General features: G+C 69.5%; 24 protein-coding genes. 15 read left to right on the top strand and 9 right to left on the bottom strand.

Annotation, left to right across the window (positions count from 1 at the left end):
- Positions 1-36 precede the first annotated feature (36 nt).
- The 3 genes from MEBOL_RS02310 to MEBOL_RS02300 are packed head-to-tail and all read left to right on the top strand — an operon-like array spanning position 37 to position 3211.
- The gene (locus MEBOL_RS02310) at positions 37-564 is read left to right on the top strand and encodes a GNAT family N-acetyltransferase (RefSeq protein ID WP_095982537.1); all 528 of its coding nucleotides are present in this window, start codon (positions 37-39) and stop codon (positions 562-564) included.
- 29 nt (positions 565-593) lie between these two features.
- Complete coding sequence (locus MEBOL_RS02305; RefSeq protein ID WP_095975873.1) at positions 594-1412, top strand: hypothetical protein; 819 nt, start codon at positions 594-596, stop codon at positions 1410-1412.
- Positions 1409-3211, top strand: coding sequence for a PQQ-binding-like beta-propeller repeat protein (locus MEBOL_RS02300; protein ID WP_095975872.1), 1803 nt, complete (start codon positions 1409-1411; stop codon positions 3209-3211). The genes MEBOL_RS02305 and MEBOL_RS02300 overlap by 4 nt, the downstream gene beginning before the upstream one ends.
- 10 nt (positions 3212-3221) lie before the next feature.
- On the opposite strand, the gene MEBOL_RS02295 is transcribed toward MEBOL_RS02300, so the two are convergent.
- From MEBOL_RS02295 to MEBOL_RS02275, 5 genes are all read right to left on the bottom strand, one after another.
- A complete protein-coding gene (locus MEBOL_RS02295; RefSeq protein WP_095975871.1) occupies positions 3222-4085 on the bottom strand; it encodes a hypothetical protein in 864 nt (287 codons plus the stop codon).
- Between the two features lie 13 nt (positions 4086-4098).
- Complete coding sequence (locus MEBOL_RS02290; RefSeq protein WP_095975870.1) at positions 4099-5340, bottom strand: hypothetical protein; 1242 nt, start codon at positions 5338-5340, stop codon at positions 4099-4101.
- Positions 5341-5505: 165 nt separating this feature from the next.
- Entirely contained in the window at positions 5506-6438 is a 933-nt protein-coding gene (gene murQ / locus MEBOL_RS02285; RefSeq protein ID WP_095982536.1) for an N-acetylmuramic acid 6-phosphate etherase, read from the bottom strand.
- Between the two features lie 20 nt (positions 6439-6458).
- A complete protein-coding gene (gene rpmB, locus MEBOL_RS02280; RefSeq protein WP_095975869.1) occupies positions 6459-6650 on the bottom strand; it encodes a 50S ribosomal protein L28 in 192 nt (63 codons plus the stop codon).
- A gap of 101 nt (positions 6651-6751) precedes the next feature.
- A complete protein-coding gene (locus MEBOL_RS02275; RefSeq protein WP_095982535.1) occupies positions 6752-8266 on the bottom strand; it encodes a phytoene desaturase family protein in 1515 nt (504 codons plus the stop codon).
- A gap of 105 nt (positions 8267-8371) precedes the next feature.
- Here MEBOL_RS02275 and MEBOL_RS02270 point away from each other — a divergent pair, with 105 nt between their 5' ends.
- The gene (locus MEBOL_RS02270) at positions 8372-9538 is read left to right on the top strand and encodes an FAD-dependent monooxygenase (RefSeq protein WP_157774717.1); all 1167 of its coding nucleotides are present in this window, start codon (positions 8372-8374) and stop codon (positions 9536-9538) included.
- 6 nt (positions 9539-9544) lie between these two features.
- Here the strand turns inward: MEBOL_RS02270 and MEBOL_RS02265 are convergent, their stop codons facing one another.
- From MEBOL_RS02265 to purM, 3 genes are read right to left on the bottom strand one after another with little or no spacing between them, the layout of a single operon-like run.
- Positions 9545-10306 (bottom strand): arginyltransferase, encoded by a 762-nt coding sequence (locus MEBOL_RS02265; RefSeq protein ID WP_095975867.1) that lies wholly within the window; start codon positions 10304-10306, stop codon positions 9545-9547.
- 24 nt (positions 10307-10330) lie between these two features.
- On the bottom strand, positions 10331-10993 hold the full coding sequence (gene purN, locus MEBOL_RS02260; RefSeq protein WP_095975866.1) for a phosphoribosylglycinamide formyltransferase: 663 nt from the start codon (positions 10991-10993) through the stop codon (positions 10331-10333).
- Positions 10990-12027 carry a phosphoribosylformylglycinamidine cyclo-ligase gene (gene purM, locus MEBOL_RS02255; protein WP_095975865.1) on the bottom strand — a complete coding sequence of 346 codons (1038 nt, stop codon included), beginning with the start codon at positions 12025-12027 and terminating at the stop codon, positions 10990-10992. Before purM ends, purN begins: the two co-directional genes overlap by 4 nt.
- Before the next feature lie 139 nt (positions 12028-12166).
- On the opposite strand from purM, the gene MEBOL_RS02250 reads away from it, so the two are divergent.
- From MEBOL_RS02250 to MEBOL_RS02205, 10 genes are all read left to right on the top strand, one after another.
- Positions 12167-12817 (top strand): Crp/Fnr family transcriptional regulator, encoded by a 651-nt coding sequence (locus tag MEBOL_RS02250; protein WP_095975864.1) that lies wholly within the window; start codon positions 12167-12169, stop codon positions 12815-12817.
- Between the two features lies 1 nt (position 12818).
- Positions 12819-13577, top strand: a complete 759-nt coding sequence (locus tag MEBOL_RS02245; protein ID WP_095975863.1) for an MBL fold metallo-hydrolase — start codon at positions 12819-12821, stop codon at positions 13575-13577.
- 48 nt (positions 13578-13625) lie between these two features.
- Positions 13626-14471, top strand: coding sequence for an acetyl-CoA carboxylase, carboxyltransferase subunit beta (accD, locus tag MEBOL_RS02240; RefSeq protein WP_095975862.1), 846 nt, complete (start codon positions 13626-13628; stop codon positions 14469-14471).
- Positions 14472-14486: 15 nt separating this feature from the next.
- Positions 14487-15788 carry a bifunctional folylpolyglutamate synthase/dihydrofolate synthase gene (locus tag MEBOL_RS02235; protein WP_179956368.1) on the top strand — a complete coding sequence of 434 codons (1302 nt, stop codon included), beginning with the start codon at positions 14487-14489 and terminating at the stop codon, positions 15786-15788.
- Positions 15789-15797: 9 nt separating this feature from the next.
- Entirely contained in the window at positions 15798-17078 is a 1281-nt protein-coding gene (locus MEBOL_RS02230; RefSeq protein ID WP_095975861.1) for an alpha/beta hydrolase, read from the top strand.
- Positions 17079-17149: 71 nt separating this feature from the next.
- Positions 17150-18562 (top strand): AMIN domain-containing protein, encoded by a 1413-nt coding sequence (locus MEBOL_RS43545; RefSeq protein WP_281256631.1) that lies wholly within the window; start codon positions 17150-17152, stop codon positions 18560-18562.
- A 22-nt stretch (positions 18563-18584) separates the two neighbouring features.
- The gene (locus MEBOL_RS02220) at positions 18585-21107 is read left to right on the top strand and encodes an LPS-assembly protein LptD (protein WP_095975860.1); all 2523 of its coding nucleotides are present in this window, start codon (positions 18585-18587) and stop codon (positions 21105-21107) included.
- Between the two features lie 72 nt (positions 21108-21179).
- Entirely contained in the window at positions 21180-21530 is a 351-nt protein-coding gene (locus MEBOL_RS02215; RefSeq protein ID WP_095975859.1) for a helix-turn-helix domain-containing protein, read from the top strand.
- Positions 21531-21659: 129 nt separating this feature from the next.
- Complete coding sequence (locus MEBOL_RS02210) at positions 21660-23213, top strand: Ig-like domain-containing protein (RefSeq protein ID WP_095975858.1); 1554 nt, start codon at positions 21660-21662, stop codon at positions 23211-23213.
- 92 nt (positions 23214-23305) lie between these two features.
- Positions 23306-24016 (top strand): TetR/AcrR family transcriptional regulator, encoded by a 711-nt coding sequence (locus MEBOL_RS02205; RefSeq protein ID WP_095975857.1) that lies wholly within the window; start codon positions 23306-23308, stop codon positions 24014-24016.
- A 13-nt stretch (positions 24017-24029) separates the two neighbouring features.
- Here MEBOL_RS02205 and MEBOL_RS02200 read toward each other — a convergent pair whose 3' ends face one another.
- Positions 24030-24929, bottom strand: coding sequence for a M23 family metallopeptidase (locus tag MEBOL_RS02200; protein WP_095975856.1), 900 nt, complete (start codon positions 24927-24929; stop codon positions 24030-24032).
- A 254-nt stretch (positions 24930-25183) separates the two neighbouring features.
- Here MEBOL_RS02200 and MEBOL_RS02195 point away from each other — a divergent pair, with 254 nt between their 5' ends.
- A complete protein-coding gene (locus MEBOL_RS02195) occupies positions 25184-25645 on the top strand; it encodes a hypothetical protein (RefSeq protein ID WP_095975855.1) in 462 nt (153 codons plus the stop codon).
- Positions 25646-25649: the final 4 nt, after the last annotated feature.

The raw sequence follows: 25649 nt of genomic DNA, 5'->3' as shown, positions 1-25649 counted from the left end.
CTTGTGCTTCCCGGTGGCCTGGGCTGTAAGCGGCGCATGACCGACATCGTGATTCGCGTGGCGAGGCCGGATGACGCGGGGCCGCTCTCCGTCCTGGGCTGGGAGACCTTCCTGGATACCTTCGTGAAGGGCTTCGGGATTCCGTACCCGGAGGAGGACCTGGCCACCTTCTTCGCCCAGTCCTATACGCCCGAGGCCTATGCGCGGGTGATCGCGGATCCCTCCCGGCGTGTCTGGTTGGCCGAGCGCGGCGGCGAGGGGGTCGCCTACGTCACGGCGGGGAACAACGCCCTGCCGCACCCCGAGGCGCGGCCGGGCGAGGGCGAGTTGAAGGCCCTCTATGTCCGGCGCGAGCTGCACGGCTCGGGCCTGGCGCCACGATTGATGGACACCGCGCTCGCCTGGCTCGATCCGGAAGGCGGACGGCGGCTGTGGCTCGGCGTCTGGTCCGGCAATCTGCGCGCCCAGCGCTTCTACGCCCGCTATGGATTTCACAAGGCCGGGGAGTACGAGTTCCCCGTCGGCCGGGTCCGGGACCGGGAGTTCATCCTGCGGCGCGGCTGACCGTCGGGACGCGCTATGATCCGCGCCCCATGTTCCTCCGGCCCTGGCGCCAGCACCTCGTGCTCGTGCTGCTCTGCATGTGTCTTTCTCCGCTCCCCGTCCGGGCGGCGGACGACTTCGACCATTCCCTCGCGCAGGCCATCCGCCTCTATGAAAGCCTCGAATACGAGGCCGCGCTCTCCCAGCTGGCGCACACCCGGACCCTGGCCCAGGACGCCCGGCAGGACGTCCAGGTGTCGCTCCACGAAGGCATCATCCTCGCCAACCTGGGCCGCTGGGAGCGGGCACGAAGTGCCTTCCGGGCGGCGCTGCTGAAGGAGCCGGAGGCCACGCTGCCCCTCATGGTTCCTCCCAAGGTGGAGAAGGAACTCGAGAGCGTGAGGACCCGCGTGCGCAGGGAACTGGCGAGCGCGCGGGCCCGGGAGCCAAAGCCCGAGGTCATCACGTCCCTTCCCGCGCCGGCTCCGGTGGCTTCCAGCGATCGTCCGGAGCAGGCCGCCGCGCCCCTCCTGACGCCCGCCGCGCCCGCGCCCGCGCCGGAGTTGGCCCCCCAGGTGGAGGTTCGTTCCGCTCGCGCGCCCGTCCTGCCTTGGGTGCTGCTCGGCACGGGCGTGGTGGCGGGGGGAATGGGCGGTTATTTCGGATGGACCTCTCGCGGGCAGATCGCCTCCGCGCGCGAGGCCTCCCGGCAGTCCGATGCCGCCGTCCGGCTGGACGAGGCACGTGGCAGCGCCCGCGTGGCCAACATCCTCCTGGGGAGCGCGGGACTCGCCGCCGCCGGTGCGCTCGTCTCCTGGCTGCTGCATGACGGGGACGCGGATTCCTCTTCCCTCGGAGACTCTCCATGAGGCGTTCTCTTCCCTGGCTCCTCTGCGCGGTGGGAGGCCTGATGGCCTGCACCGTGCCGGATCTCTCGACGCTCGGCCCCTTCTCTTGTGAAGACTCGAATGCCTGCGCCAAGGGCTACGTGTGTGTGTCGGGCCGCTGCTCACCCTCGGGCACCAAACCCGAACCCGAACCCGAGCCCGACGATGGACTGCCCCCGACGTTGGGGGTCAGTGTTCCCCCTCCGCCCGAGAGCCCGGCGCCGGAGGGCAGGACGACGTACACGGAGGTGGGGCTGGACGGACGGCCCCTGCCCGCGGCCTGGCGGAGGGATCAGGAAGTGCCGGTGGAGCTGAGCACGAACTCGTCCGTGCCACTCGTGCTCGAGGTGAAGGGAACCGACGGGCAGGGAGTGCGGGTGGACGCGGTGCCCTTCTCCGAGGGCTGCGCGGCGCGCCAGTGCGTCAGGGCCGCGCTCCCGCTCTGGAAGCCGAGACTCGATGCCTCGCGGGGAATGCTCACCTTCGTGGCCACCGCGCGCTCCCGGGCCGGCCTCACCACCGTGCACGAGCAGGCCCTGCCGGTGACGCGGTGGAAGTGGGCCCATGCCGTGTTCGACGCCAACTCCGACAACGAGGAGAACTCCCTGGATTCGGCGCCCGGCATTGGCGCCAAGGGAACGGTGTACGTCACCACCTACTTCACGGAGCTCATCGCGCTCAGCCCCGAGGGACGGGCGCTGTGGACTTCGCCCCTGGAGGGAGAAGGCGCGCCGGTGGTGAGCCCCCAGGCGGATGGGCGCGAACTGCTCTACGTGCGCTGGTATGGGGAGAGCGATCGAGGTGGGGGCCACCAGTTGTACGTCTATGACGTGGCGACCCGGGGCCTGTTGGGGCAATGCCCGCAGAGGCTCAACGCCAGGCAGTGGTTCGACTCCTTCGTGCTCGGGGACGTGGGCGGTGGCGTGGAGGGCGCGATGACGGCGACGTACGGCGGGGCCACCGGGGCGTTCCTCGCGTTGACTGGTGGCGCGTCCGGCTCGGCACCCCAGTGTCAGTTCGTCCAGCGGGAGCTCAAGCCCTCCGAGCGGGGCAACCTGGTGTTCCGGGACGGGGCCCTCTACTACTCCGGCCCCTCGTCCCGGGCGCTCAGTGTCTCGACCGGCTCCTTCACGCCCCGCTCCGGATGGCCCATCGCGTCCGCTTCCTCGTCGGGGGTCAACGGGCTGGCCGTGTTCGATGACCTGATCGTCATGGGCGAGGGCTACATCGACGAGCCCTCCAGCTCCGGAGGCATCAGCACGGTGCACACGAGTGGTACGCAGGCGGCGGTGTCGCGCTATTCGGGCGGACCGGTCTCCATGCCCAGCGTGGGCGCGGGCGGCGTGGTGTTCGGCGTGGATGGCCGGGAGGGCCGTCTGGTGCGGGCCCCGCTCGGGGGCAGCGGCTTGCCCCTCTTGTCCAAGGAGCGGGGCCTCGCCAAGGAGCTGGCGCCCACGTTGGGGCAGGGCGGGCTCGTCTACGCCATGCGCTCCGGAGAGATGGGCGTCTGGTCGGCCACGGATCTGTCCCTCCAGTGGAAGTGGTCCCCGCACGGCGAGGAGGAGACGCCCCTGGCCCCGCCCGTGCTCGACTGCACGCGGGACGCCCAGGGCTCGCCCATTCCGGGCCGTCCCGGGGTCCTCTACGCCTCCGTCTACAACGAGCTGCACGCGCTCGTGGTGGACAGCGCCGGGCTGGACGCGGACGCGCCTTGGCCGAAGCAGCAGCATGACGAGCGCAACACCGGCAATGCCTCCACGGCGGTACTGCGTTGTCCGTGAGGCCCGCGCGTCACCGGGCGCTCCAGGCCCTCACGGTGATGCCCAGTCCCACGGACCATTCATCCCCCCGGCGCACGCCCGCGTCCGCGTGCACGTGCGTCGCGGAGAGGCGGAGCCAGAGCGGCTGATCATTCACGGCGAGGAGCAGCCGTTCGAGGCTCGCCTCGGCGCGGGTCCTCAGTCGCATCGAGCCATCCAATCCCATCGTCCACCCGGCGAGGGCCGTGGCGCGTGTCACCCACCAGCCGTCGTCCGTCTCGTAGCCGGCGTCGAGCAGCAGGGTGGTGAAGGGAGAGAACTCCTGGGTGGTTCCCTCGGGGGTGCCGCGCAGCAGATGGCTCGCGGCGGGACCCAACCCCAGCCACACCCTGGCCGAGGACGAGCGCAGGGGATCCACCAGCAATGCCGCCCGGCCCGTCTCCAGCGTCCAGCCCGCGCCCTCCCAGACGCGCCGCTCGTAGTGGCCCGCGCGCACGGAGACGGTGAGATCGAAGGGAAAGGGAATGCGCACCGGGGGCAGGGTGGGCAGGAGGATGAACCCCTCCGTCAGGTGGCGGCGCAGATTGCCCTCGTAGAGCGTGGCGGTGAGACCCCGCCGGGAGGCGCCTCCTCGCGCCTCGGTGACGAGCAGGCGGTGGGTGTTGAGCCAGGGGGTGGCCTTGCTGTGGCTCGTCCGCGCGGTGCGCAGCAGGAAGGCCGTGCGCAGCTCGGGCGTGAATCCCGTGTCCGTCCCCTGGAGCCCGGCGCCGAGCAACCAGCCCTGGCCCGGATCGAAGCAGGTGGCGAAGGAGTCCCCGGCCGCGTCCACCGCGGAGCACGGGGCCCGCTCCACCGGGCCCGCGGAGAGCAACAAGGTGAGCGCGAGTGCGAGCATCCCAGGCCTCGGCTCAACGGGCGGTCATCGAGGTGGCGGAGCGGCGAGCGGGCGCCCACAGCGAGAAGCGCAGTCCGGTATGGGCGGACCACTCCCAGGCCGGGGGGACGCCCCCGAGATCGTCGCGCCACTGGCCCCGTCCCTCGAGCACGAGACTCACGGGCTGATCGTTGATGGCCAGGAGGATGACCTCGTAGCCGGCGCGCAGCCGCAGCCGCTCCGGACGCAAGGGGCGTCCGTCGACCCGCTTCGCGAGGAGGATCTTCTCCGTCTCGGCGCTGGCGGTGAGGTGGTGGAAGCCGTTGTCATCCAGGGTCAGGTCTCCCTCGAGGGCCGCTCCGGGAACGAGCGTCAAGAAAGAGTGGGTGCGGTCATATTCCAGCGAGGGGCCCGCGCGCACGCGCACGTAGGAAGACAGGTCCACCGAGTGCCACAGGTCCAGCGTGAGCTGTCCGCCGACGAGCGTGAGGAAGCTCGTGTCGATGCCTCCGCGCCGCACCTGCTCCAGGTGTAACACCTCCAGCCAGGTGCCCAGGTCGAGGCTGAGATCGGTGCGGCGGGGCTTGCCGATGAAGGTGGAGACGCGGATGAACGGTTGGGTGGGCCGGGCATTGGTGTCGTAGCGCAGCAGCGTGGCGTCGAGCGAGGACTGCTCCCCCAGTACCAGCTCGGTGTCGAACAGGGTGACGCGATGCACCCGCCGCGAGCGCCAGCCCGGCGTCTCGGTGACGATGCCGAAGTCCAGGCGGCCGCGCGACAGGGCCCGCTCCTCTCCCTGGCGCCATTGGGGCGTCCATCCGCCTCCGAGCCACACGCGCCGATGCAGATCGAAGTTGAACTGCATCACCCGGCCGCGCTCGTCCCGGTACCAGCCGGGAGGTGTCTCGGCGATGGCGGGAACGAAGACGAAGCCGGCCTCCGCGCGCTGTCGGCTCACATTGGGGAGCTCGTTGCACCCGGGAACGCGCTCCAGGGTGCGGGTGCTCTCGGTTCCATCCGCGTTCAACTCCTTCTGGGGCGCGGCGAGACAGCGCCGCGTGGCCTCATCGCACTGCACCCGGTACCGAAGCACCGGGGCCTGGGGCGTGGGCATGAGGTGCGTGCATTCGGTGGGGGCGCCGTATCTCAGCACGGGCATGGGCTCCTCTTTCGCGCCGAGCATCGGCAGCGAGCGGAGCGCGGTTTCGGGCGCGGGGGGTGCCTCCGTGTTTCCCGTCTGGGTGAGCAGAAGGGCGAGGAGCGCGGCGGTCATCATGGGGAACAGGCCTCCGGAGTGCTCCCACGGTGCGCGGGAACTCAGGCGGTCGGGGAATTCAAGGACCATGCCTCGCGTCCCGTGCTCGGGCACGGAACGGAGCGGACGCGCTCGGGATGTGAAGGGCGGGGCACAATGTGAAGCCCCGTGCACGTCCCGCGTGAATCAGTCCGAGGACCGCCGTTTCCGGGGGCGCTTCGCGGTGGATAGGGCTCGCAGGGGTGTGTGTTCCAGGTGCCGCCGGGCCTCGGTGGCGGACAAGCCCGTGAAGTGCATGGCCAGCGCGAGCTTCACCTCGTGGCCGGCCGCGTCGAGGAGCCGCTGAGCGGCGGGCGGAGTCAGGTCCGTCAGCTCCGCCACCATCCTCGCCGCGCGCGCGCGCAGCTTCTGGTTGGTGGGCCGCACGTCCACCATGCGCCCCCGGTAGACCTTGCCCAGCGTGACGAAGGCCGTGGTGGTGAGGGCATTGAGGATCAACTTCGTCGCCGTCCCCGCCTTGAGCCGCGTGCTGCCCGCGACGAGCTCCGGCCCCGTCCTGGCCAGCAGCACGTGGTCCACCGACAGCTCCGGGTCCGGTGGGTTGCAGCACACCAGGACGGTGCGAGCGCCCCGCTGGCGTGCCTCGTCCAGGGCTCCCCGCACGAAGGGAGTCCGGGCACTCGCGGAGATGCCACACACCACGTCCCTCGGATTCACGCGCAGCCGGATCACGGAGGCTCGCCCCGCCTCGGCGTCATCCTCCGCGCCTTCCACGGCGTGCGTCACCGCCCGGCGGCCACCGGCGATCACCGCTTGGACTTGTTGAGGGGAGGCACCGAAGGTGGGAGGGCACTCACTCGCGTCGAGCACGCCGAGGCGCCCGCTGGTTCCCGCGCCCATATAAAGGAGGCGGCCACCTGCCTGGAGGGCATCCGCCACGGCCCGCGCCACTCGCGCCACTTCCTTCAGCGCGGGGCGGACCGCTCGGACAGCGGCCTCGTCTTCCCGATGCAGACGGCGGACGACCTCTTCTGGAGAGACGAGGTCGAGATCCTCCGCCAAGGGGTGCAACTGCTCGGTGGGGGGGAGCGCGTTCCGTGTCGAGCGCGATCTTCCCACCCGCGAGCCCACGGCCCTGCTCAGGCCGCCTTGGTGATCTTGCCGGCCTTGATGCAGCGGGTGCAGGCGAGCACGCGCGTCGGAGTGCCGTTCACGGATGCCCGGATCTTCTGCAGGTTCGGCAGGGTCCGCTTCTTGGTCTTGTTGTTCGCGTGGCTGACGTTGTTGCCAACCAGCGGCCGCTTGCCGCAGAGGTCGCATTTCCAGGCCATGACTACTAACTCCTTGAAATCAGGGGCAATTTAACAGACGCCCACCTGAGAGGGGCGGGACCCTACCCACAAACCACTGGAAAATCCAGCCAGATCCGGCCTCAGCGCCGGAGGACGGGCTTCTTCTTGAGCATCTCCTGGATCAGGCGCGTGGCGCGGATGCCGGCCAGGAACTCGCCCTCCAGCCCCAGTCCGGGGAGGACCTCGCGCCCCGCGAGCAGGAGGTTCTTGGTGGGCGTCTGCTGCTTCAAACCGGTGACGCCCAGGGCCGCTTCCGCGTCGACGACGTAGTGGGGGTGGGGCATGAGCCGGCTGCCGCGCACGGCGCTGGCGTCCAGGTAGGGAGCCGAGCGCAGCAGGCGCTTGCCCTGGGTGAAGGGCATCAAGGTGTTCAGGTGGGCGTCAATGCGCTGGGCGAGCGTCTGCAGGTAGCTCTCGCCCAGGTCCCGGACGCTCGCGGGCACGAAGCCCCCGGCGCACACCACCCGGAGCGAGGGATCCTCCTTGCCGTCGGCGGAGCGGGCCGGGTGGAGCTGCACGAGCAGGGCGCCCAGCTCGGCGTCCTCGGTGTCCAGCAGCAACAGCTCGCCCATGCCGCGCGGGAGCATCGCCTCGGGCACCACCCAGTTCACCGCGAAGAGGAAGGACTTGATGGTGGACTGATCGAGCTGATCGCTCAGGCCGCGGTGCTTCTTGCGTCCCGTCATCAGGCGCCGCAGCGCGCCCGCGTCCGTGGCGGACACCAGGCACGAGGCCCGGTAGAGGGTGTCCGAGCGCAGCAGCTTCACCCCGGAGAAGCGGCTGCCCTCGAAGTGCAGCTCCTCGACCACGTAGGTGTCCGTGTTGCTGGAGCTCAGGAGGTCTCCGCCCAGCTCCTGGAGCCGTTCGAAGAGCAGTTGCCGCAGGCCATCGCGCCCACCCGGGTAGCGCCAGGGGGTCTGCAGGGCCTGGGACAGGGGCCGGGTGCGCGCCAGGGCGGAGGTGGGGTGATCCAGGTGGACGGCGAAGGGCCGCAGGCCGCGCAACAGCCGGGAGGGGGCGTCCTCGCCCGCCAGCCGCAGCTCCGTTTCCAGGCCCGGGTGCTGACCCCGGCGGCGCTTGAGGTTCCAGGCCTCCAGCAGGCCATCGGGGGGCAGGGGCGGCTCTTCCTTGAAGAAGGCGTCGGACGGCTCGTGCTGCCGGAGCGAGGCCGAGAGGTCCGCGAGGACGCGCTCGCCCTCGCTCCCGAACTCGCGGACGAATTCGGCGCTCCGGCGGGCCGGGTCGGCGTGCAGGTCCAGCCGGTGATGCGGCATCACCAGTTGCAACTCGGGCACATGGGGCTGCTGGTGGCGTTGCAGCTCCGTGGTGAGGCCCACTTCGGTGAAGGCCTCCTCCACCGCGGGCATCGTCTTGAGGGACGGGGCGATGAAGGGGGCGTAGGGCAGCAGGTAGCCCCCATGCTCGTAGCCCGGCCCGGTCCCATCGTGTTCCACCAGCAGCACGCCATAGCCCCGCTTGGCGAGCATCACCGCGGCGAGCGCCCCTCCGAGCTGGCTGCCCAGGACGATCACGTCGTAGACGTGCCGGGAGGGGGCCGTGGTCGAGGGGAGTTGCTTGGGTCTGGCGGCGGGCATCGGCATCGCGTCGCGCACACTACACACGTTGCCCGGAGCCTCGCAGCGCTTTCCCACTCCCGGGGGCGCTTCGGCATGGATCATGATGGCCCGGAGGGGGTGGACATGAGCGAGCCGAGGCGAAAGGCGTTGATCATTGGCGGTGGAGTGGGGGGGCTGACGGCGGCGCTCGCGCTGGGCCAGCGGGGCTGGGAGGTGGACGTCTTCGAGCAGGCCCCCGAGCTGCGGGAGGTCGGCTCGGGGATCATGATCTCCCCCAACGCCATGAGCGTGCTGTTCGGGCTGGGGCTCGAGCGGGTGGTGGAGCGGGGGGTGACTCTGTCGCGGGTGGAGATGCGCACCTGGGAGGGCAGGGCGCTGGTGCGCGAGCGCGCGGAGGACGTCCCCGGGACGGACGTGCCCGCCGTGCTCTTCCACCGCGCGTCCCTGCATGGCGCGCTGCACGAGGCGCTGGGGGCCGGAATTCGCGTCCACCTGGGGGCCCGCCTGTCGCGTTTCGAGGAGGACGGGAACGGCGTGGTGGCGCGCTTCGAGGACGGACGCGAGGCGAGGGGGGAGGTGCTGGTGGGCGCGGACGGGTTGCGCTCGGTGGTGCGGGCTCAGCTCCATCCGGGAGAAGCCCTTCGTTACGCGGGCCATCCGTGCTGGCGCGGGCTGGCGCGTGGCTTCTCCCATCCGGAGTTGCCCTTGGGGCTGTTGCAGGAGACGCAGGGACGAGGGGCCCGCTTTGGCGTGGGCCATGTGCGCGAGGACCTGGTGTACTGGTGGGCCACCGCCGACTGGCCCCAGGGAAAGGCCGTGCCAGGAGGAGACAAGGCCTTCCTGGGAGACCTCTTCCGGACGGCGCATGCGCCCCTTCCGGAGCTCATCGCGGCCACGCGCGAGTCGGACCTGTTGCGCAACGATTTGCTGGACCGGTTGCCGCTCGGGCAATGGGGGCGGGGACGCGTGACGCTGTTGGGCGACGCGGCCCATCCGATGATGCCCAACATGGGGCAGGGGGCGTGCTCGGCCATCGAGGATGGGGGCGTGCTGGCCCTGGCGCTGGAGCGGGGGGCGGAGCCGGTGGAGGGGCTTCGGCGCTACGAACGCGTGCGTCAGGCACGGACCCGGTGGCTGCAACAGCTCTCGTGGCGCTTTGGCGTCATCGGCCAGTGGCGCCAACCCGTGGGGGTCTGGCTGCGGGAGCAGTCCATCCGCCTGGCCCCGGCCAGCGTTCTGCGGCGGCAGTACACGCGGATGTGGGGCTGGCGGCTGGGGGCCGATGGATAGGGCCGTTCACGGAGGCGTGTTCCCGGGCTCCTTCGCGGGGTTCCACCGGGGCGACTCATCCGGACCAGGACGGCCCTCGAGCAGCTCGTGGGGGCCGAACGAGCCCTTGTAACGCAGGGACGCGCAGCCCTGGACGCGATAGCCGAGGTACACGTGCGGAATGCCCCGGCTGCGCGCCAGCTCCACCTGGAACACCACGTTGGCCGAGCCCGGCGAGGCGCGCGCGTAGGCCGGATCATAGAAGAAGTACACCGCGCTCCAGGCGTGGGGGGTCTCGTCGCAGATGCCCAGGCCCACCAGCTTGGGGCCGCCCTCGGCGGTGTCGTCGTAGTAGGCCACTTCCCGCGCCGAGGGGTGGGGGAAGGCGAACTGCAGGAAGTAGTCCCGCGCGCTGAGGGGCGAGGCGTTCCACTCGCGCGTCTGCTCCCGTTCGCCGTGCCAGACGTGGTAGAGCGCCAGCCGCTCCTCGTCCACGCGGGGCGGCCCCACTTCCACGCGCAGGTGGGCACACGCGGCGCGCGCCCGGCGCTGGCTTCGGTTGGGCTGGAAGGTCGCGGTGGGGATGCGCAACGAGACACACTCGGCGCAGTCCCGACACGCGGGCCGGAAGTACATGGGGCCGAAGCGGCGCCAGCCCCGCGTGAGCAGCCGCTCATACTCCTCGGGGGTCACGTCCTTCATCAAGACCTGCTCCAGCGAGGCGAGCTGGTCGGGCAGGTAGCCGCACGTGTCGGGCGGCTCGATGGAATGTCCCACGATGGTGGCCATGCGCCTCGGGGGCTCCGTGCGGGGTCAGCCCGGCTCGCCGGGGTTGCGCAGGCTGCTGTCGCCCACGGCGGGACCGAGGGGGGACACCACGCGTCCGCCCTCCAGCCGGACGCCTCCCGTGACGGCCAGCTTCACCACCAGCGGGTACAGCCGGTGCTCCTCCTTCAGGATGCGCGCGGACAGCGCCGCCTCGTCGTCTCCGGACAACACCGGCACCGCCGCCTGCGCGATGATGGGGCCCGTGTCCATGCCGGCGTCCACGAAGTGCACCGTGCACCCGGCCACCTTCACGCCCTTGTCGAGCGCCTGCCGCTGGGCGTGCAGGCCCGGAAACGCGGGCAGCAGGGACGGATGGATGTTGAGCACCCGGCCCGCGAAGCGTCCGAGGAAGTCCGCGCCGAGCAGGCGCATGAAGCCCGCGAGGCACACCCACTCCACCCCCGCGTCCACCAGCAGATCTCCCAGCGCCCGCTCGAAGTCCGCCCGTGCGCCAAAGCCCTTGTGATCGAGGACCCGCGCCTCCACCCCCGCGTCCCGCGCCCGCTGGAGCGCGAACGCGGTGGGCACGTTGGACACCACGAGCGCCACCTCGGCGGGGAAGTCCGCCCGGGCGCACGCATCGAGCAGGGCCTGCAGGTTGCTGCCTCCGCCCGACACCAGCACGCCCAGCTTCGCGCGGCCGCTCATGGCGTGATGACCGCCGTGGCCTCTCCCTCGCCCGCCTCGATCCGGCCCACTTCGGAGGCCTCCACCCCGCGCGCCTCCAGCAGGGCGAGCGCCACGGCCACGTCCTCGCGCGCCACCACCGCGATGAGGCCCAGGCCCATGTTGAAGGTGTCGTACATCTCCGAGCGCGCCACACCGCCCAGCCGCTGGATGAGATCGAAGATGGGCGGGCGCTTCCAGGCCGTGTCGTCGAGCACCGCCCGCGTCCCGTCCGGCAGGCACCGCGGCAGGTTGCCTGGAATGCCGCTGCCGGTGATGTGCGACAAGCCCTTGACCTTCACCGTCTTCATCAACGCGAGCGCGTCCTTCACGTAGATGCGCGTGGGCTCCAGGAGCGCGTCGACGAGCGGCCGCTCCAGGCCCTCGGGCACCTCGTGCAGCGCCAGCTTCGCGTCCTCCAGCAGCACCTTGCGCGCCAGCGAGTAGCCGTTGGAGTGCAGGCCCGAGGACGCCAGCCCGATGAGCGCGTCGCCCGGCTTCACGCTCCGCCCGTCGATGATCTCCGAGCGCTCCACCACGCCCACGCAGAAGCCCGCCAGGTCGTACTCGCCCCGCGCGTAGAAGCCCGGCATCTCCGCCGTCTCTCCGCCGAGGAGCGCGCACCCGGCCTGCTCACACCCCTGCGCGATGCCCTTGACCACCTCGGCCGCGGCGTCCACCTCCAGCCGTCCGGTGGCGAAGTAGTCCAGGAAGAACAGCGGCTCGGCGCCGGACGTGAGGATGTCGTTCACGGACATCGCCACCAGGTCGACTCCCACCGTGCCGTGTCGTCCCGCTTGGAAGGCCACCTTGAGCTTGGTGCCCACCCCGTCCGTGCCCGCCACCAGCACCGGCTCGCGGTACTTGCCCGGTGGCAGGGCGAACAGCCCGCCGAACCCGCCCACCCCGGCCAGGACCTCGGGCCTCATCGTGCGCGCCGCATGGGGCTTGATGCGCTCGACGAAGGCATCCCCCGCCTCGATATCCACTCCCGCCTGCTTGTAGGTCGTTCCCACGCCCGGCCTTGTACCGGCTTTGCCCTCCCCCTGTCTCCATTCCCATCAGGTGGGTGTCTAGGCGACACCTGGAGCGGGCGAGGGGAGGACCAGACGGAATTTGACCCTATTGATGCGGAGGGCTTAACTCGCGCTCGCGATGGGCGCCGAGGAAACCCTCTTTCAACGTTTCGGCAAGGAGTTCTCGAAGGGCACGACCCTCTTCCGCGAGGGAGAGGCGGGCAAGGAGATGTTCGTCCTGCAGTCGGGACGAATCGCCATCTCCAAGCGCGTGCGCGACGAGGAGAAGGTGTTGGCGGTGCTCGGCCCGGGGGAGTTCTTCGGCGAGATGGCCATCATCTCCAACCGGCCGCGCAATGCCACGGCCACGGTGAGCGAGGACGCGAAGCTGCTCGTCATCGATCCCAAGACCTTCGAGGGGATGATCCGCGGCAACGCGGAGATCGCCGTGCGGATGATCAAGAAGCTGGCCGAGCGCCTGTCCGAGGCGGACGCCCAGATCGAGAATCTGCTGCACGGAGATCCCACCAGCCGCGTGGTGCACCACGTGCTGCAGGCGTGCCGCACGCGAGGAATCCCCACCGACGAGGGGATGGAGATCGAGCTGGGCTTGCGCGACCTGCCCCGGCAGCTCGGCGTGGGCGAGCCCGCCATCCGGCTCGTGTTGAGCCGGCTGGATCGCGCGGGGCTGGTGGCGCTCGGCGATGACAGGCTCACCGTGCAGGATACGGCCCGCCTCCACGACTTCCTCCAATACCTGGAGATGAAGTGGAAGTTCGGAGACCTCTAGCGTGAAGCTCCAGATCCTAGGCTGCCATGGGGGTGAGCTTCCCGCGTGCCGCACCACGTGCTTCCTCGTGGACGACGTGCTCGCCCTGGACGCGGGCGCGCTCACGAGCACGTTGTCGCTCGAGCAGCTGTGCCAGGTGGACGACATCATCGTCGGCCACAGCCACTTCGATCACGTGAAGGATCTGCCGCTGATGGCGGACCTCATCATCGGGCGGAGGGACAAGCCGGTCACCATCCACGCCTCGCGCGAGTGCGCCCGGGCCCTGCGCGAGAACATGTTCAACAACGCGCTCTGGCCGGACTTCACGCGCATTCCCACGCGCAAGGAGCCCGTGCTGCGCATCAAGGCCTTCCGGGCGGGGAGCACCTTCCAGGTGGGTCCCTACACGGTGCAGTCCGTGCCGGTGCACCACCCGGTGGAGTCGTGCGGCTTCGTCATCACCCGGGGCCGCTCGTCGCTGGCCATGAGCGGGGACACGGGCCCCACGGACAAGCTCTGGAAGGTGCTCAACCAGACGCCCACGCTCAAGGCGCTCCTCATCGAGACGAGCTTTCCCAACGCGTTGCAGCAACTGGCCGACGTGTCCGGGCATCTCACTCCCCGCACGCTCCAGAGCGAGCTGGAGAAGTTCGAGCGCGACGAGGGGACGAGCGTGCTGCTCTACCACCTCAAGCCCGCCTTCGTGCAGCAGGTGAAGAAGGAAGTGGCGAACATGCCCGTGGAGGTGCTGGAGCTGGGGGACACCTTCGAGTTCTAGGGTTGGGAGTTGACGGCTCCCTGGCAGTGGGATTAACCGGGGCCTCCCATGGCCTGGTTCTCCAAGAAGCCCCGTATCGCCACCACTCCCGAGCCCATCGAAGCCCCCAGCCGCATGCAGGGGCTCTGGGCCAAGTGCGAGAACTGCGATGAGATCCTCTACCGGCAGGAGCTGGAGAAGAACCTCAACGTCTGTCCCCACTGCGATCATCACCTGCCGTGGCCGGCGCGCGCCCGCCTGGCGTCGCTGTTGGATCCGGACAGCTTCGAGGAGTTCGACAAGGAGCTCGAGCCGCAGGATCCACTCGGGTTCTCCGACTCGAAGAAGTACAAGGACCGGCTCCGCTCCACGCGCAAGTCCCTGGGCGAGAACGACGCCTTCATCTCGGGCGTGGGCCGCATCGAGGGCAAGCAGGTGTCGGTGGGCTGCTTCGTGTTCGAGTTCATGGGCGGCTCCATGGGCTCGGTGGTGGGCGAGAAGTGCACGCGCGTCTTCGAGCGGGCGCACGAGCTCAAGTGCCCGGCCATCGTCTTCTCCGCCTCGGGCGGCGCGCGCATGCAGGAGGGCATCTTCTCCCTCATGCAGATGGCCAAGACGAGCGCGGCCATCGCCCGCTTCCGCAACGTGGGCAAGCCCTACATCTCCGTGCTGCTGCACCCCACCACGGGCGGCGTGGCGGCCTCGTTCTCGTGGCTGGGAGACGTCATGCTCGCCGAGCCCAAGGCCCTCATCGGCTTCGCCGGCCCGCGCGTCATCGAGCAGACCATCCGCCAGAAGCTTCCCGAGGGCTTCCAGCGCTCCGAGTTCCTCGTGGAGCACGGCATGCTCGACGCGATCGTCCCGCGCAAGGATCTGCGCGCCAAGCTCAACCAGGTCATCCAGCTGCTCGGGTAGACGCCGCCCCGCCCGATGACGCCCCGTACCCCCGCCGAGGCCCTGGAGTTCTTCTCCCGCCTCAGTCCCTCCAGCATCAAGCTCGGGCTGGAGCGCGTGGAGGCGGCCCTGGAAGCGCTCGGCCACCCGGAGCGTCGCTTTCCCGCGCTCCACGTGGCGGGAACCAATGGGAAGGGGAGCACGTGCGCCTTCGCGTCGGCGGCCCTCCACGCGGCGGGTCACCGGGTGGGGCTGTACACCTCGCCGCACCTGGTTCGCGTCAACGAGCGCATCCGCGTGGACGGCGTGGAGATCTCGGACGAGGTGTTCGGCCAGCGCATCCTGGAGGTGCTGGAGCGGCACCCGGAGGCGGCCACCTCGCTCACGTATTTCGAGTTCGGCACGGTGGTGGCCTTCTGGCACTTCGCGCGCGAGGCGGTGGACGTGGCCGTGGTGGAGGTGGGGTTGGGAGGCCGTCTGGACGCCACCCGCGCGTGTCATCCGCTCGTGACCGCCATCACCCCGGTGTCCTTCGATCACACGGAGTACCTGGGCAACACCCTGGAGGCCATCGCCGGGGAAAAGGCCGGCATCCTCAAGCCCGGCGTTCCCGTGGTGGTGAGCCGCCAGGAGCCCGAGGCGCTCGCCGCCATCGAGCGCGCCGCCCGGACCGTGGGCGCGCCCCTGGTACTCGAGGGCCGTGACTTCTGCCTGACGGCGAGGCCCGATGGCTCGCTGGCCTACCAGGGGCGGGAGCTGTCCCTCGACGCGCTGACGCTGGGTCTCAGGGGCGTTCACCAGCGTCAGAACGCCGGCGTGGCCCTGGCCTCGCTGGAGCAGCTGATGTCCCGGGGCCTCCAGGTCCCCTCGGAGGCGATCCGCACGGGTCTCGCCGGGGCACGTTGGCCTGGACGGCTGGAGGACCTGGGGGGCTCTCCACCCGTGGTGCTGGATGGAGCGCACAACCCGGCGGGGGTCCAGGTGCTCCTCGAGGGCCTGCGTTCGCTGTACCCTGGCCGCCGGGTGCACTGCGTCTTCGGGGTGGTGGCGGACAAGGACCGGGGCCCCATGCTGCGCGCCCTTTTCCCCGCATGCGCCTCCGTGCACCTGACACCCCTGGAGACCCCGCGCTCGCTCCCCCCCGAGCGCTACGTCGACGAGGCGCGCTCCTGGTGCGCCGACGTGCGTGCCTACCCCTCCTTGGATGCGGCGCTCGCCGGAGCGCACTCCCAGGCGGCGAGCGAAGACGTTATCCTGTGCACGGGTTCACTGTTCCTAGTCGGTTCCGTGCGCGCCAAGGGGTGTGGAAACCTTGGCGCATTGCATCACAGTTCATAGGTTGAAACCATGCGCTTGCCGGATTGGAGAGCGGCGACTCCGACGGGTCCCCATACACCGACGGTCGACGAGGTCGACTTCCGGTCGCTCTACCAGAAGACGAAGTACGTCGTGGAAACCGCGGACGGCTGGTCGCTGGTCATCACCCGCTACCGCCCCGTCAAACAGCCTTTCGCCCAGCCCCTGTTCGGCGAGCCCCTGCTGTTGGTGCATGGCTTCTCCCAGAACCGGCATGCCTGGACGAGCGGGCAGTTCGTCAAGAACCTGCTGTTCTTCGGGGTGGACATCCACATCCTGGAGCTGCGCGGCCACGGCAAGAGCTCCATCGAGTTCCAGAAGGAGCGTGCCGCGCGCTTCCGCCGTCCCCTGCCGCCGGATCTGGACTACGGCTGGGACATCGACAGCTACTTCCTCTACGACCTGCCGGCGGCGGTGTCGGGGGTCAAGCGCATCACCCGGCGCGAGCGGATCTTCTACTGTGGCCACTCCATGGGCGGGATGCTCGGCTACGGCTACGCGGGCATCCACGACGACTTCGAGGGCCTCATCACCATTGGTTCCGCGGCGGACCTCGGCCGGGGCGCCTTCATGCTGCGGATGCTGTCGATGTGGGCGCCCGCGGTCGGCGCGAGCATCGACATGCTGCTCGCTGGCATCAACCTGGAGAAGCGCCTAGGGCACAAGGGGCGCCAGCTGCTGGCCAAGGGCGCGTCCTCGCTCCACGCGGGACTGGCCCGATGGCTGGAGCCCGAGGCCGCCCCCGCGCAGCACCGCTTCCACGTCATCCCCATGAATGACTGGCTGAAGTTCGCCGAGCGGCTGCTCGCCCGCGCGGAGAGACAGCCCCTCTTCAACTACATCACCACCCGCGTCAACCGGCTGAGCAATCCCGCCCGGGCGAGCGCCCAGGACGTGCGCTGGCTCCTGCGCGAGGGCGGTGAGCCCGAGCCCCGCAAGGTGGTGGAGCAGTTCGTGCGGTGGATTTGCGGCGGGGAGATGGTCTGCTACCGCACGGGGTTCGACTTCAAGCGCGGCTTCTCGAAGATCAGCATCCCCATCGCCATCATCTTCGGGGACATGGACCCCCTGGCCTCCCTGGAATCCACCCGGAGCGTGTACCACGCGGCCAAGAGCGAGTACCTGCTGTGGCGCCCGGTGAAGGGCAACAGCCACCTCGAGCTGACGATGGGGCACGACATCCGGCAGATCTGCTACGACATCAAGAACCTCATCGAGTACGCGCGCACCCACCGCACCCATAATAAGCCCTCGCTGCCCCGGCTGCGGTAGCGCGAAGCCGCGGACGGAGAGTTCCACGGGAAAGTTGGAGCCAGAATGGCGCGTGCTACCTTCGAAGTGGCATGCGTTCGTTCATCGAGAAGTCGTCCCTGAAGGTCCTCGTCCTCGCGCTGCTCTCGTGCGTGCTGGGCCCTGCCCGGGCGCTGGCTCAGGAAGCGGGCAACCTCAACTCCATCACGAGCGTGAACGTGAGGGGAGGGACGGTGGAGATCGTCGGGACGAAGAAGCCCAACTTCACCACCTTCAGCCTGACGGATCCGCCCCGTTTGGTCATCGACATCGCCGAGGCCACCTTCTCCGGAGTGAAGGAGGACATCCCGGTGGGCAATGGCACCATCACCGCCATCCGGACAGCGGGCTATGGCTCGGATGACTCGTCCATCGCCCGGGTGCTCATCGGCTACGCACGCGAGGTGGAGACCGATATCCAGGCCCGTGGCAACACCCTGGTGGTGAGCGTGGCCGGAGGTGGAGGCGCGGTCGTGGCGGCGGCTCCCACGGGCACGACTCCCACTCCCACCACCACGCCCGGGACGACCCCAGCGCAGGCTCCCCAGGCTACGGGGGCCGAGCCGCAGGAGGAGCGCGCCGTGGCCCAGGCGGCGCAGGCGGCCCAGGAGGAGCGCAAGCGTCAGGACGCGGCGGCGGCCCAGGCGGCGCAAGCGGCCCAGGAGGAGCGCAAGCGTCAAGAAGCGGCGGCGGCCCAGGCGGCCAAGGCCACGGCCGATGCGGAGGCCGAGGCCCGGCGGCAGGCCGAGGCGCGTGCCGAAGCCGATCGCAAGGCGCAGGAGGACGCCAAGCGGGTGGCGGCCCAGCAGGCCGAGCAGCAGCGCCTCCAGTCGGAGCGCGCGGCCCAGGCCGAGAAGCAGCGGCAGCAGGAGGAGGCGCGGGCGGCGGCCGAGCAGAAGAACCGCCAGGCCGCGGAGGAGAAGGCTCGTCGTGACGCGGAGGCCCAGGCCGCGGCCGAGGCCAGGCAGCGTCAGCAGGCGGAGGCGCGGGCGGCGGCCGAGCAGAAGCGGCGCGAGGAGGCCCAAGCCCGGCGTGAGGAGGCACAGGCGGCGGCCGAGGAGAAGCAGCGGTTGAGGGAGGAGGCGCGTCAGGCCCGCGTCGCCCAGGCGGAGCAGGGCTCGAGGGCCGCCGTGTCCTCGCGCCGCAAGATGTTGACGCTGGTGGGCTTCAAGCAGGAGGCGGAGTCCTCGCGCATCTTCATCCGCACCGACGAGCCCGTGCGCTACTCGGTTTCGAAGGGGGAGCGGATGGTGGTGTTGGAGTTGGAGAACACCCGCGTGGATGTGAACAACACCCGCATGCTGGACACCTCCTTCTTCGACACGGTGGTGAACAGGGTGGAGGCGGAGCCGGGCCCCTCGCAGACGGTGCGCGTGGCCATCCGGCTCAAGCAGCAGGTGCCGTACCAGACGCACCAGCAGGGCAACGAGCTGTCGATCGAGTTCCCGCGCCCCGCCCGTCGTTGATGTTGATATAGGGGGGCGGGCCATGAGCTTGCTGATGCCGGTGGCGGCCGTGTTGCTCGTCTCGGCACAGCTGCCCCCGTACACCCCCTTGCAACTGCCCACGGGTCAGGCCGTGGAGCTGTCCGCCGACCACGTCCTGTACGATCCGGAGCAGCGGGTGCTCACCGCGCATGGGCACACCCGGCTGAGTTCGGGCACGGCGCTGCTGCGCGCCGACGAGGTCGTCTACGACCAGGCGAACGAGACGGCCGTGGCCAAGGGCAACGTCATGCTCGTCAGCGGCCAGATGGCCGCCGTGGCGGACGAGGTGACGGTCGATCTCAAGTCCTCCGAGGCCAGCGCCAAGGGGGGTCTCTTCATGCAGAAGCGCGGCGTCACCCCCGAGCAGCTTCGCGCCGCCCAGACGCCCCAGGAATTGCGCGACCTGGGCGAGACGCCCGTGCTGCTGAGCGGCTCGCGCATCAAGCGCATCGGGGACGATTCTTTCCAGGTGGAGGGGATCGCGCTCGCTCCGTGTCTGTGTGAGGACGGTCCACCCTCCTGGCGCGTGGAAGCCAGCCAGGGCAGCGTGGTGCTGGGTGAGCGCGCCTCGCTCACCTTGCCCGTGGTGTATGTGCACGATGTGCCGGTGTTCGCGCTGCCCTGGCTCTACCTGCCCCTGGCCGAGCGGCGCTCGGGCCTGCTCATCCCCAAGCCCACCACGAGCAGCCTCAACGGCTTCTCGCTGGAGCAGCCGATCTTCCTCACGCTCGGGCGCAGCTACGATCTGACCTTCTCCCCGGGTTTCTACCTGGGAGCCTCCGAGCAGGAAGTCAACCGCACCCTCGCCGGGGAAACCATCACCCGCGAGGAACCTCGGACGACGGGGATCCGCGGGCCGCGGTTGCTCACCGAGTTCCGCTACATGCCCTCCGTGGGCACCGAGGGCCGGGCCACGCTCGGCCTGCTCTATGACCTGCAACCCGTGCGCAACCCGGTGACGGGTGGCTTCTACCTGGACGAGGCCGGCGAGCTCATCCGCGCGCGGCGGGGCATCCGGGGCGAGGCCTCGCTCCAACACCGCCAGGACCTGGGTGGTGGCTGGTACGACCGCATCGATGCCTTCGCCGTCTCCGACGGCTTCTACACGCGCGACGTCACCGCCGACATCGTGGCGCGCGAGAACCAGTACCTGCGCAGCTCGGGCGTGCTCTACCGCCGGAGCGAGGATCAATGGGTGGGCCTGGAAGTGGGCCTGCGTCAGGACATCCGCTGGGGCTACTCGCTGCTCGGGGAGCACTCGCCACCCACCGGGGCCGTCTCCAGTCCCATCCCCGCCGCGCCTCGCACCTTCCAGAAACTGCCCGCGATCAGCTGGGTGCTGGCCGAGCGGCCCCTGTTCGACAGCCGGTTCATCGGTGGGGCCCGGGTGGAGTTCTCCCGCCTGTCTCCGCTGTTCTCCTCGTTCGGCGACGAGGGCTTGGATGGCCGCTTCGAGCCCGGTGCCGATAGCGTCACGGATCCAGCCCAGGGCAACGGCCTCTTCGATGGCGCGGACCGGGAGGCCAGAAGCCGCATCGATGTGAATCCCCGCGTGTCCACGTCCTTCGCCCTGGGTCCCTGGGCGCGGCTGTCTCCGGCGCTCTCGCTGCGCCAGGACTTCTATCTCGGCGAGGTCTCGGGCCGCACCGCCCAGCGCGGCTACCCCCTCCTGGACCTGGTGGTGGACTCGCGGCTGTCGCGCACCTTCGACATCGCGGGCGTCTCCTTCCAGCACTCCCTGGAGCCGTCCGTGTCGCTGCGCTACGTGCCCCTCGTGTGGGGAGACCTGCCCTCGCCGGGCGCCGCGCCGGAACTCCCGGGCCAGCCCTATGACGAGATCGACTCCGCCCTGCCCATCACCGCGCCGGGAGTGGCTCGCCGCTTCCTGCACGCCGTGGTGGAGTTGAATCAGACGCTCCGCTTCCGGAAGGAGAACACCCGGCGAGAGCTCCTCCGGTTGACGGTGGGGCAGGGGTTCGACCTGTCACGACATGCCCCTACGTTTGGTCAGGGGTCGGTCCTGGAGTCGGATCCCGTGACACGTGACACCTTTGGCAGACTCTCCGCCCAACTGGGTTCGATCAGCGGGGGCGGCACGCTGCGCTACGACCCGAATTCCAATCAAATCGCCCAGTTGAGCGCGGATTTCCGCGTGGATGTGCCCAATGGCGACATCTATGCCCGTTATGACGATCTGGTAGGCGTGGGGTCGGATCGCCTGCGCCGGAGCCTGGATGGCCTGGTGGGGAGTGCTCGGCAGAGCCCCCAGCGGGCACAGTTCCTGACGGCCGGGACCGAAGCAAAACTCGGCTTTGGACTCGGTTTGAGGTACGAGGTCATCGTCCAACCGCAGTCTCGTAGCGAGTCTCCTCTCAGTCAGCAGTGGATTGGAGTATCATACGCTCCGGCTTGTAACTGTTGGCGCGTCGAGGGGATCGCTCGGTTGCAAAGGGGACGAGCGATTCCAGACTTCGGCCTCAACTTGACGGTAGCCGGAGTTGGAACGTTTGGAACCGGGGGTTAGGAATCCCGGCAGTGGGTGCATGGTTCTTCACTCCCTGAATGATTCCCCCATTTGAGGAGGACGAGGTCTTTCGTGTCGGAACTCGGAAAACGTATCGGACAGCGCATTCGTGAACTTCGCACCCAGCGCCCGGAGCGCTGGACCCAAGAAGAACTCGCGGAGCGGGCTCAAATCAGTGTCTCCTTCCTCTCGATGATCGAGCGGGGCGAGCGCGTGGCCCATGTGGAAACCCTTGCCGCCCTGGCCAACGCCCTGAGCGTCAGCCTGGGCGAACTTTTCGCCGGGACGGAGGAGACTCCGGCGCAGACGGAAGATCTGCTGCGGCCGTTGTCGGACTTCGCCCGGGCGCGGGGCCTGACGCCTCGGGATGTGGAGCGCCTGCTGGGCGTGGCTCGCGCCATGTTCAACGGCTCCGCGGCCTGATGAGCGGAGGCGGTGGATCTCCCACCGCCTTCGCTTGACTGGACGCCAGAGGGCCCGGGAAGATGGGAAGTGTTGGCTGTGCGTCACTGACGTACCGCTTTCCTTCCTCTTCGACCGGAGTCTTCTCTGATGCGTCTGGGTCTCGCCGTATGTGTGGCGATCACGAGCGGAGTGCTCGCGGCTTGCGGCTCCCCGCTTCCGGCCACCTTGGAGTTCGTGGATGTGTCGCCGGCCCAGCCTCGGCTGGGGGAGATCACCACGCTGCGCTTTCGCGCCATTGATTCCCGGGGGCAGCCGCAACCGGGCGTCACCATGACTTTCGAGGCCCAGGGCCCCGTCACCGACGTGGAGCTCAACCCCCCGGAGGCCACGACCGATGCGACCACGGGCATCGCCTCCACGCAGGTGGTGGCCAAGGGCGGCCGTGTGTCCTCCGTGGTGGTGGTTGCCCGCGTGGGCGACAAGGCGGCCACCAGCCCCGCGGTCACCTTCGCGGGTTCCAACTCCACCGCCCGCCAGTTCACCTTCCAGTGCGGTCCCATCTCCGGACCGGGCTCGGGTGGCGTGCACGCCATTGGCGCCTATGACGACACGCGCCACCTCATCGCGGGCGTGAAGCTCAACTGCACCGCCCACGTGGCGGATCGCAACGGCGACGGTATCGCCGGCGCCCAGGTGTCCTTCCTCACCGAGGCGGGCACCATCGGTCCCAGCTCCGTGTCCGTCACGGACGTGGTGGGCAACGCCCAGGTGCTCTACAAGACCTCGCTGCCGCTGCCCGAGGACGTGGAGCCGGGCACGTTCTCCTGGAACCCCACCAACGACGCGACCCACACCGGTGAGTACCTCGCGCCCCTGTGGATGCACCCGTTCGAGTGGTCCGAGGATCCCATCGCCAACTTCGGCAAGGTCGGCACGTTGGTGGAGCCCCGCCGGCTGGATCCCGTCCGTCAGGTGCTCAAGGACGGCAAGCTCGTCACCCCCACGAACAACCCGCGCGACAACCTGGTCAGCATGATCGCCATCACCACGGGCGAGGAGGCGTTCGACGACCTCAACAACAACGGCGTCTACGATCAGAACGAGCCCTTCATCGACCTGACCGAGCCCTTCGTGGACAACAACGACAACGGCACGTGGGACAACGGCGAGCGCTATGTCGACGCCAACGGCAACGGCAGGTGGGACGGCAAGAACGGCAAGTTCGATCCCGTCGGCCTCATCTGGGTCCAGGAGCGCATCCTGTGGACGAGCTGGCCCCACGCGCGTGACGCGGACGCCGCCCTGTCCAAGCGCGTCATCCTCCAGGTCAATCCTCTCGACAACGTTCAGCAGACGATCGACAAGTATGGTGCGCTGCCCGTGTCGTTCCTCGTGTCCGACCCCTGGTTCAACAGCCTCGCGCGCAACGCGGATGATGATGGGTGCACGTCGGGTACCGTGGGTCCCGTCACCGTGGAGAAGCTCGGGACGGGCAAGGCCTTCACCTATCCGGCCTATTCGTACATGCGCTACGTCATCAAGGACATCCGCGACCCGAACAATGATCCGCCGCCTCCGGACTACCCGGCCAACACGGTCAAGTGGGAGGTGAACGCGCTCTGCTCCTTCACGGCGTCTCCCGAGGCCGGACACAAGGCCATCGTCACCGCGCCGCGCGTGTTCGGTATCTTCCTCAAGTAACGCGGCCCGCCAAGGGCATTGACCCCGAGCCCCCGCCTCCGTAGCGTCCTGGCTGGCCGATTTTGGAATCAACCCGCCAGGAGAGACAGCGCGTGAGTCAGCGGCAGAGCAAGTCGGAGGAGGCGGGGAGTCGGGAGAGTGAGCGCCGCCACACCATCCTGCGCGCGGCGATCGACGTCTTCGCGCGCAAGGGGTACCACGGCTGCCGCATCGCGGACGTGGCGCGCGAGGCGGGCGTGGCCTACGGGCTCGTCTACCACTACTTCAAGAACAAGGACGAGCTGCTGGAGACCGTCGCCGCGACGGGCTGGAGCGGCTTCGTCACGCGCCTGCGCGCGGTGGCCGAGGACGAGACGTCCTCCATCGAGCAGAAGGTGCACGGCATCGCCGAGGTGGCCTTCGAGGCCTACCGCGTGGACCCGCGAGCCGTGAAGGTGCTCATCCTGGAGATCGCCCGCAGTCCCTCGGGCGGCCATGTCGTCACCCGGCAGCAGGCCTTCCTCGACACCATCCGCATGGCCGCGGACATGTTCGCCCGCGCCCAGGCGGCCGGACAGTTGCGCGAGGAGCTGGATCCCATGCTCTGCGCGTCCCTGCTCGTCGGCTCCATCGAAATGGGGCTCACCGCCTTCGTGTCGGGGCTGATGGAGGATCGCAGTCCCGAGGCGCTGGAGCGGGCCCGCACGCAGATCTCCGAATCCTTCCTTCGCGGTGTCCTGCCGAACGCCGCCCTCCAGGAGACGTCCTGGAAGCAGGACAAGACGTCGTCCGGGACCCGCCCGAAGGCGGGCAAGCGCGCCTGACGGCTCGTGCGCCCTACTTCGCGGCGCCCGCGGAGGGGGCCCCGCCCGGGGTGAAGTCGATGGCGAGCAGCGTCTGCGGATCCACCCACAGGCCCTCCACCTTCGCGCCCCAGTGCAGATGGGGGCCGGTGACCCGGCCCGTGCCACCCACCTTGCCCAGGAGCTGACCGCGTTTGACGCGCTGGCCGGACTTCACCGAGGTGGCGGACAGGTGGAAGTAGGACGTGTAGAGGCCCGCTCCGTGGTGCACGAGCACCGTGTTGCCCGCGGCGTAGTTGTCGCGCGTCATCACCACCGTGCCCGCGTTGGCGGCGTACACGGGCGTGCCCTTCTTTCCGTCCAGGTCGGTGCCGAAGTGCTGGCTCTGCTTCTGGCCATTGAAGGTGCGCAGATCCCCATAGGGGGCGGTGACCCGCGCCTTGCGGGGCAAGGAGAAGTTCTCGGCGAAGAGGGGGTCGGCGAAGGGTTGCGAGAAGGCGGCGGTGAAGGCGGCTTGATCCTCCTCCATGCGGGCCTGCACCTCGGGAGGCGGCTTCACGTACTTGTTGGCCACCTGCAGGGTGCGCACGCGCCAGCCGGGCTCCACCACGTCCATCTGAGCCCGGACCTCCACGGGCGCCACGCTTCCCGCCGTGGGCCCCACCACCTTCACCGGAAGCGACCCGGGCATTTGTTCCACGGGAAGCCCGGTCAGGGCCTGGAAGCCGTCACCCGAGGCGTAGAAGCGCAAGGGCCGCTCTCCCAACGTTCCGGTGGGGGCGCTCTGGAATCCTCGCGCCGTGACGAGGACCGGATCCCCGGGCCGGGCCCGGGAGGGCTGGAGCACCAATCGAGGTGGCGCCTCGGCGGAGCGGGAGGGAAGGGCGAGGGCGAACAGCAGAAGGGACAGGAGCCGGGGAAGGAGACGGGGCACGGAGACGAGATATGCGGGCTCGCCGGGGGGACGTCAACGAACCCGCGCCGCGGCAAGTCCTCCTCTCCGCGAGCGTCCAGTTGTCCGCGCCCATCGCCGGAAACAAGACAGAGGCCTTCTCGTTCCCATAGGGAGTAGTCAGGCAGACAGGGCCCCGTGCGCTTCATCATTCCCTCCTGGAGGCCGACTCCCTAGTTTTCCGTATCCGTTTTCTGAGGGGATTTTCAGGGCGTTTTCTGAGGGGGAGATACCGGATGCCGCGCACCTTTCGCTTCGAACATTTCACCGTTGCCAAGTCCACCCCGAGCCGTGGTCTTCGCCGCCGGGACAAGCAGCACCTGTCCGAGAAACGGGTATCGGAGCGCCGTCACGACAAGCTGCCGCACTATGGGAAGCACCACGCGGAGACCGAGGAGCTCTTCCACGTGCGGGCCATGAACGCCCAGCTCGAGGCGCTGGCGGGTCTGTCGCCCAACGCGCCGCTCAAGCCCACGGCGACCAACAGGGGCCAGCCCATCGGGGCGGTGCCCTTGAGCGAGGTGCCCATCCTGGAGCGGAGCACGGCGCCCAAGGACGTGCTGGACGAGGCGAGGCGCCAGTTGCGCGCCGTCCGTCTGGGCATCCTGGATGCCACCCAGGCCGCGAGCCGGCTCCTGTCGCTGCCCCTGGACGCGGCCCGTCTGCTCGCGCACCGTCTGCGGCTCGCGCAGGGTTGACCCG

This window comes from Melittangium boletus DSM 14713, assembly GCF_002305855.1.
GTDB lineage: Bacteria > Myxococcota > Myxococcia > Myxococcales > Myxococcaceae > Cystobacter > Cystobacter boletus.
The sequence above is the reverse complement of the archived record's forward strand: the minus strand, read 5'-3'. Positions and strand labels throughout refer to the sequence as shown.

Coding starts and splice junctions, on each gene's coding strand:
- MEBOL_RS02310 (WP_095982537.1), top strand. CDS start 37: ATGACCGACATCGTGATTCGCGTGGCGAGGCCGGATGACGCGGGGCCG.
- MEBOL_RS02305 (WP_095975873.1), top strand. CDS start 594: ATGTTCCTCCGGCCCTGGCGCCAGCACCTCGTGCTCGTGCTGCTCTGC.
- MEBOL_RS02300 (WP_095975872.1), top strand. CDS start 1,409: ATGAGGCGTTCTCTTCCCTGGCTCCTCTGCGCGGTGGGAGGCCTGATG.
- MEBOL_RS02295 (WP_095975871.1), bottom strand. CDS start 4,085: ATGCTCGCACTCGCGCTCACCTTGTTGCTCTCCGCGGGCCCGGTGGAG.
- MEBOL_RS02290 (WP_095975870.1), bottom strand. CDS start 5,340: ATGATGACCGCCGCGCTCCTCGCCCTTCTGCTCACCCAGACGGGAAAC.
- rpmB (WP_095975869.1), bottom strand. CDS start 6,650: ATGGCCTGGAAATGCGACCTCTGCGGCAAGCGGCCGCTGGTTGGCAAC.
- MEBOL_RS02275 (WP_095982535.1), bottom strand. CDS start 8,266: ATGCCCGCCGCCAGACCCAAGCAACTCCCCTCGACCACGGCCCCCTCC.
- MEBOL_RS02270 (WP_157774717.1), top strand. CDS start 8,372: ATGAGCGAGCCGAGGCGAAAGGCGTTGATCATTGGCGGTGGAGTGGGG.
- MEBOL_RS02265 (WP_095975867.1), bottom strand. CDS start 10,306: ATGGCCACCATCGTGGGACATTCCATCGAGCCGCCCGACACGTGCGGC.
- purN (WP_095975866.1), bottom strand. CDS start 10,993: ATGAGCGGCCGCGCGAAGCTGGGCGTGCTGGTGTCGGGCGGAGGCAGC.
- MEBOL_RS02250 (WP_095975864.1), top strand. CDS start 12,167: ATGGGCGCCGAGGAAACCCTCTTTCAACGTTTCGGCAAGGAGTTCTCG.
- accD (WP_095975862.1), top strand. CDS start 13,626: ATGGCCTGGTTCTCCAAGAAGCCCCGTATCGCCACCACTCCCGAGCCC.
- MEBOL_RS02235 (WP_179956368.1), top strand. CDS start 14,487: ATGACGCCCCGTACCCCCGCCGAGGCCCTGGAGTTCTTCTCCCGCCTC.
- MEBOL_RS02230 (WP_095975861.1), top strand. CDS start 15,798: ATGCGCTTGCCGGATTGGAGAGCGGCGACTCCGACGGGTCCCCATACA.
- MEBOL_RS43545 (WP_281256631.1), top strand. CDS start 17,150: ATGCGTTCGTTCATCGAGAAGTCGTCCCTGAAGGTCCTCGTCCTCGCG.
- MEBOL_RS02220 (WP_095975860.1), top strand. CDS start 18,585: ATGAGCTTGCTGATGCCGGTGGCGGCCGTGTTGCTCGTCTCGGCACAG.
- MEBOL_RS02210 (WP_095975858.1), top strand. CDS start 21,660: ATGCGTCTGGGTCTCGCCGTATGTGTGGCGATCACGAGCGGAGTGCTC.
- MEBOL_RS02195 (WP_095975855.1), top strand. CDS start 25,184: ATGCCGCGCACCTTTCGCTTCGAACATTTCACCGTTGCCAAGTCCACC.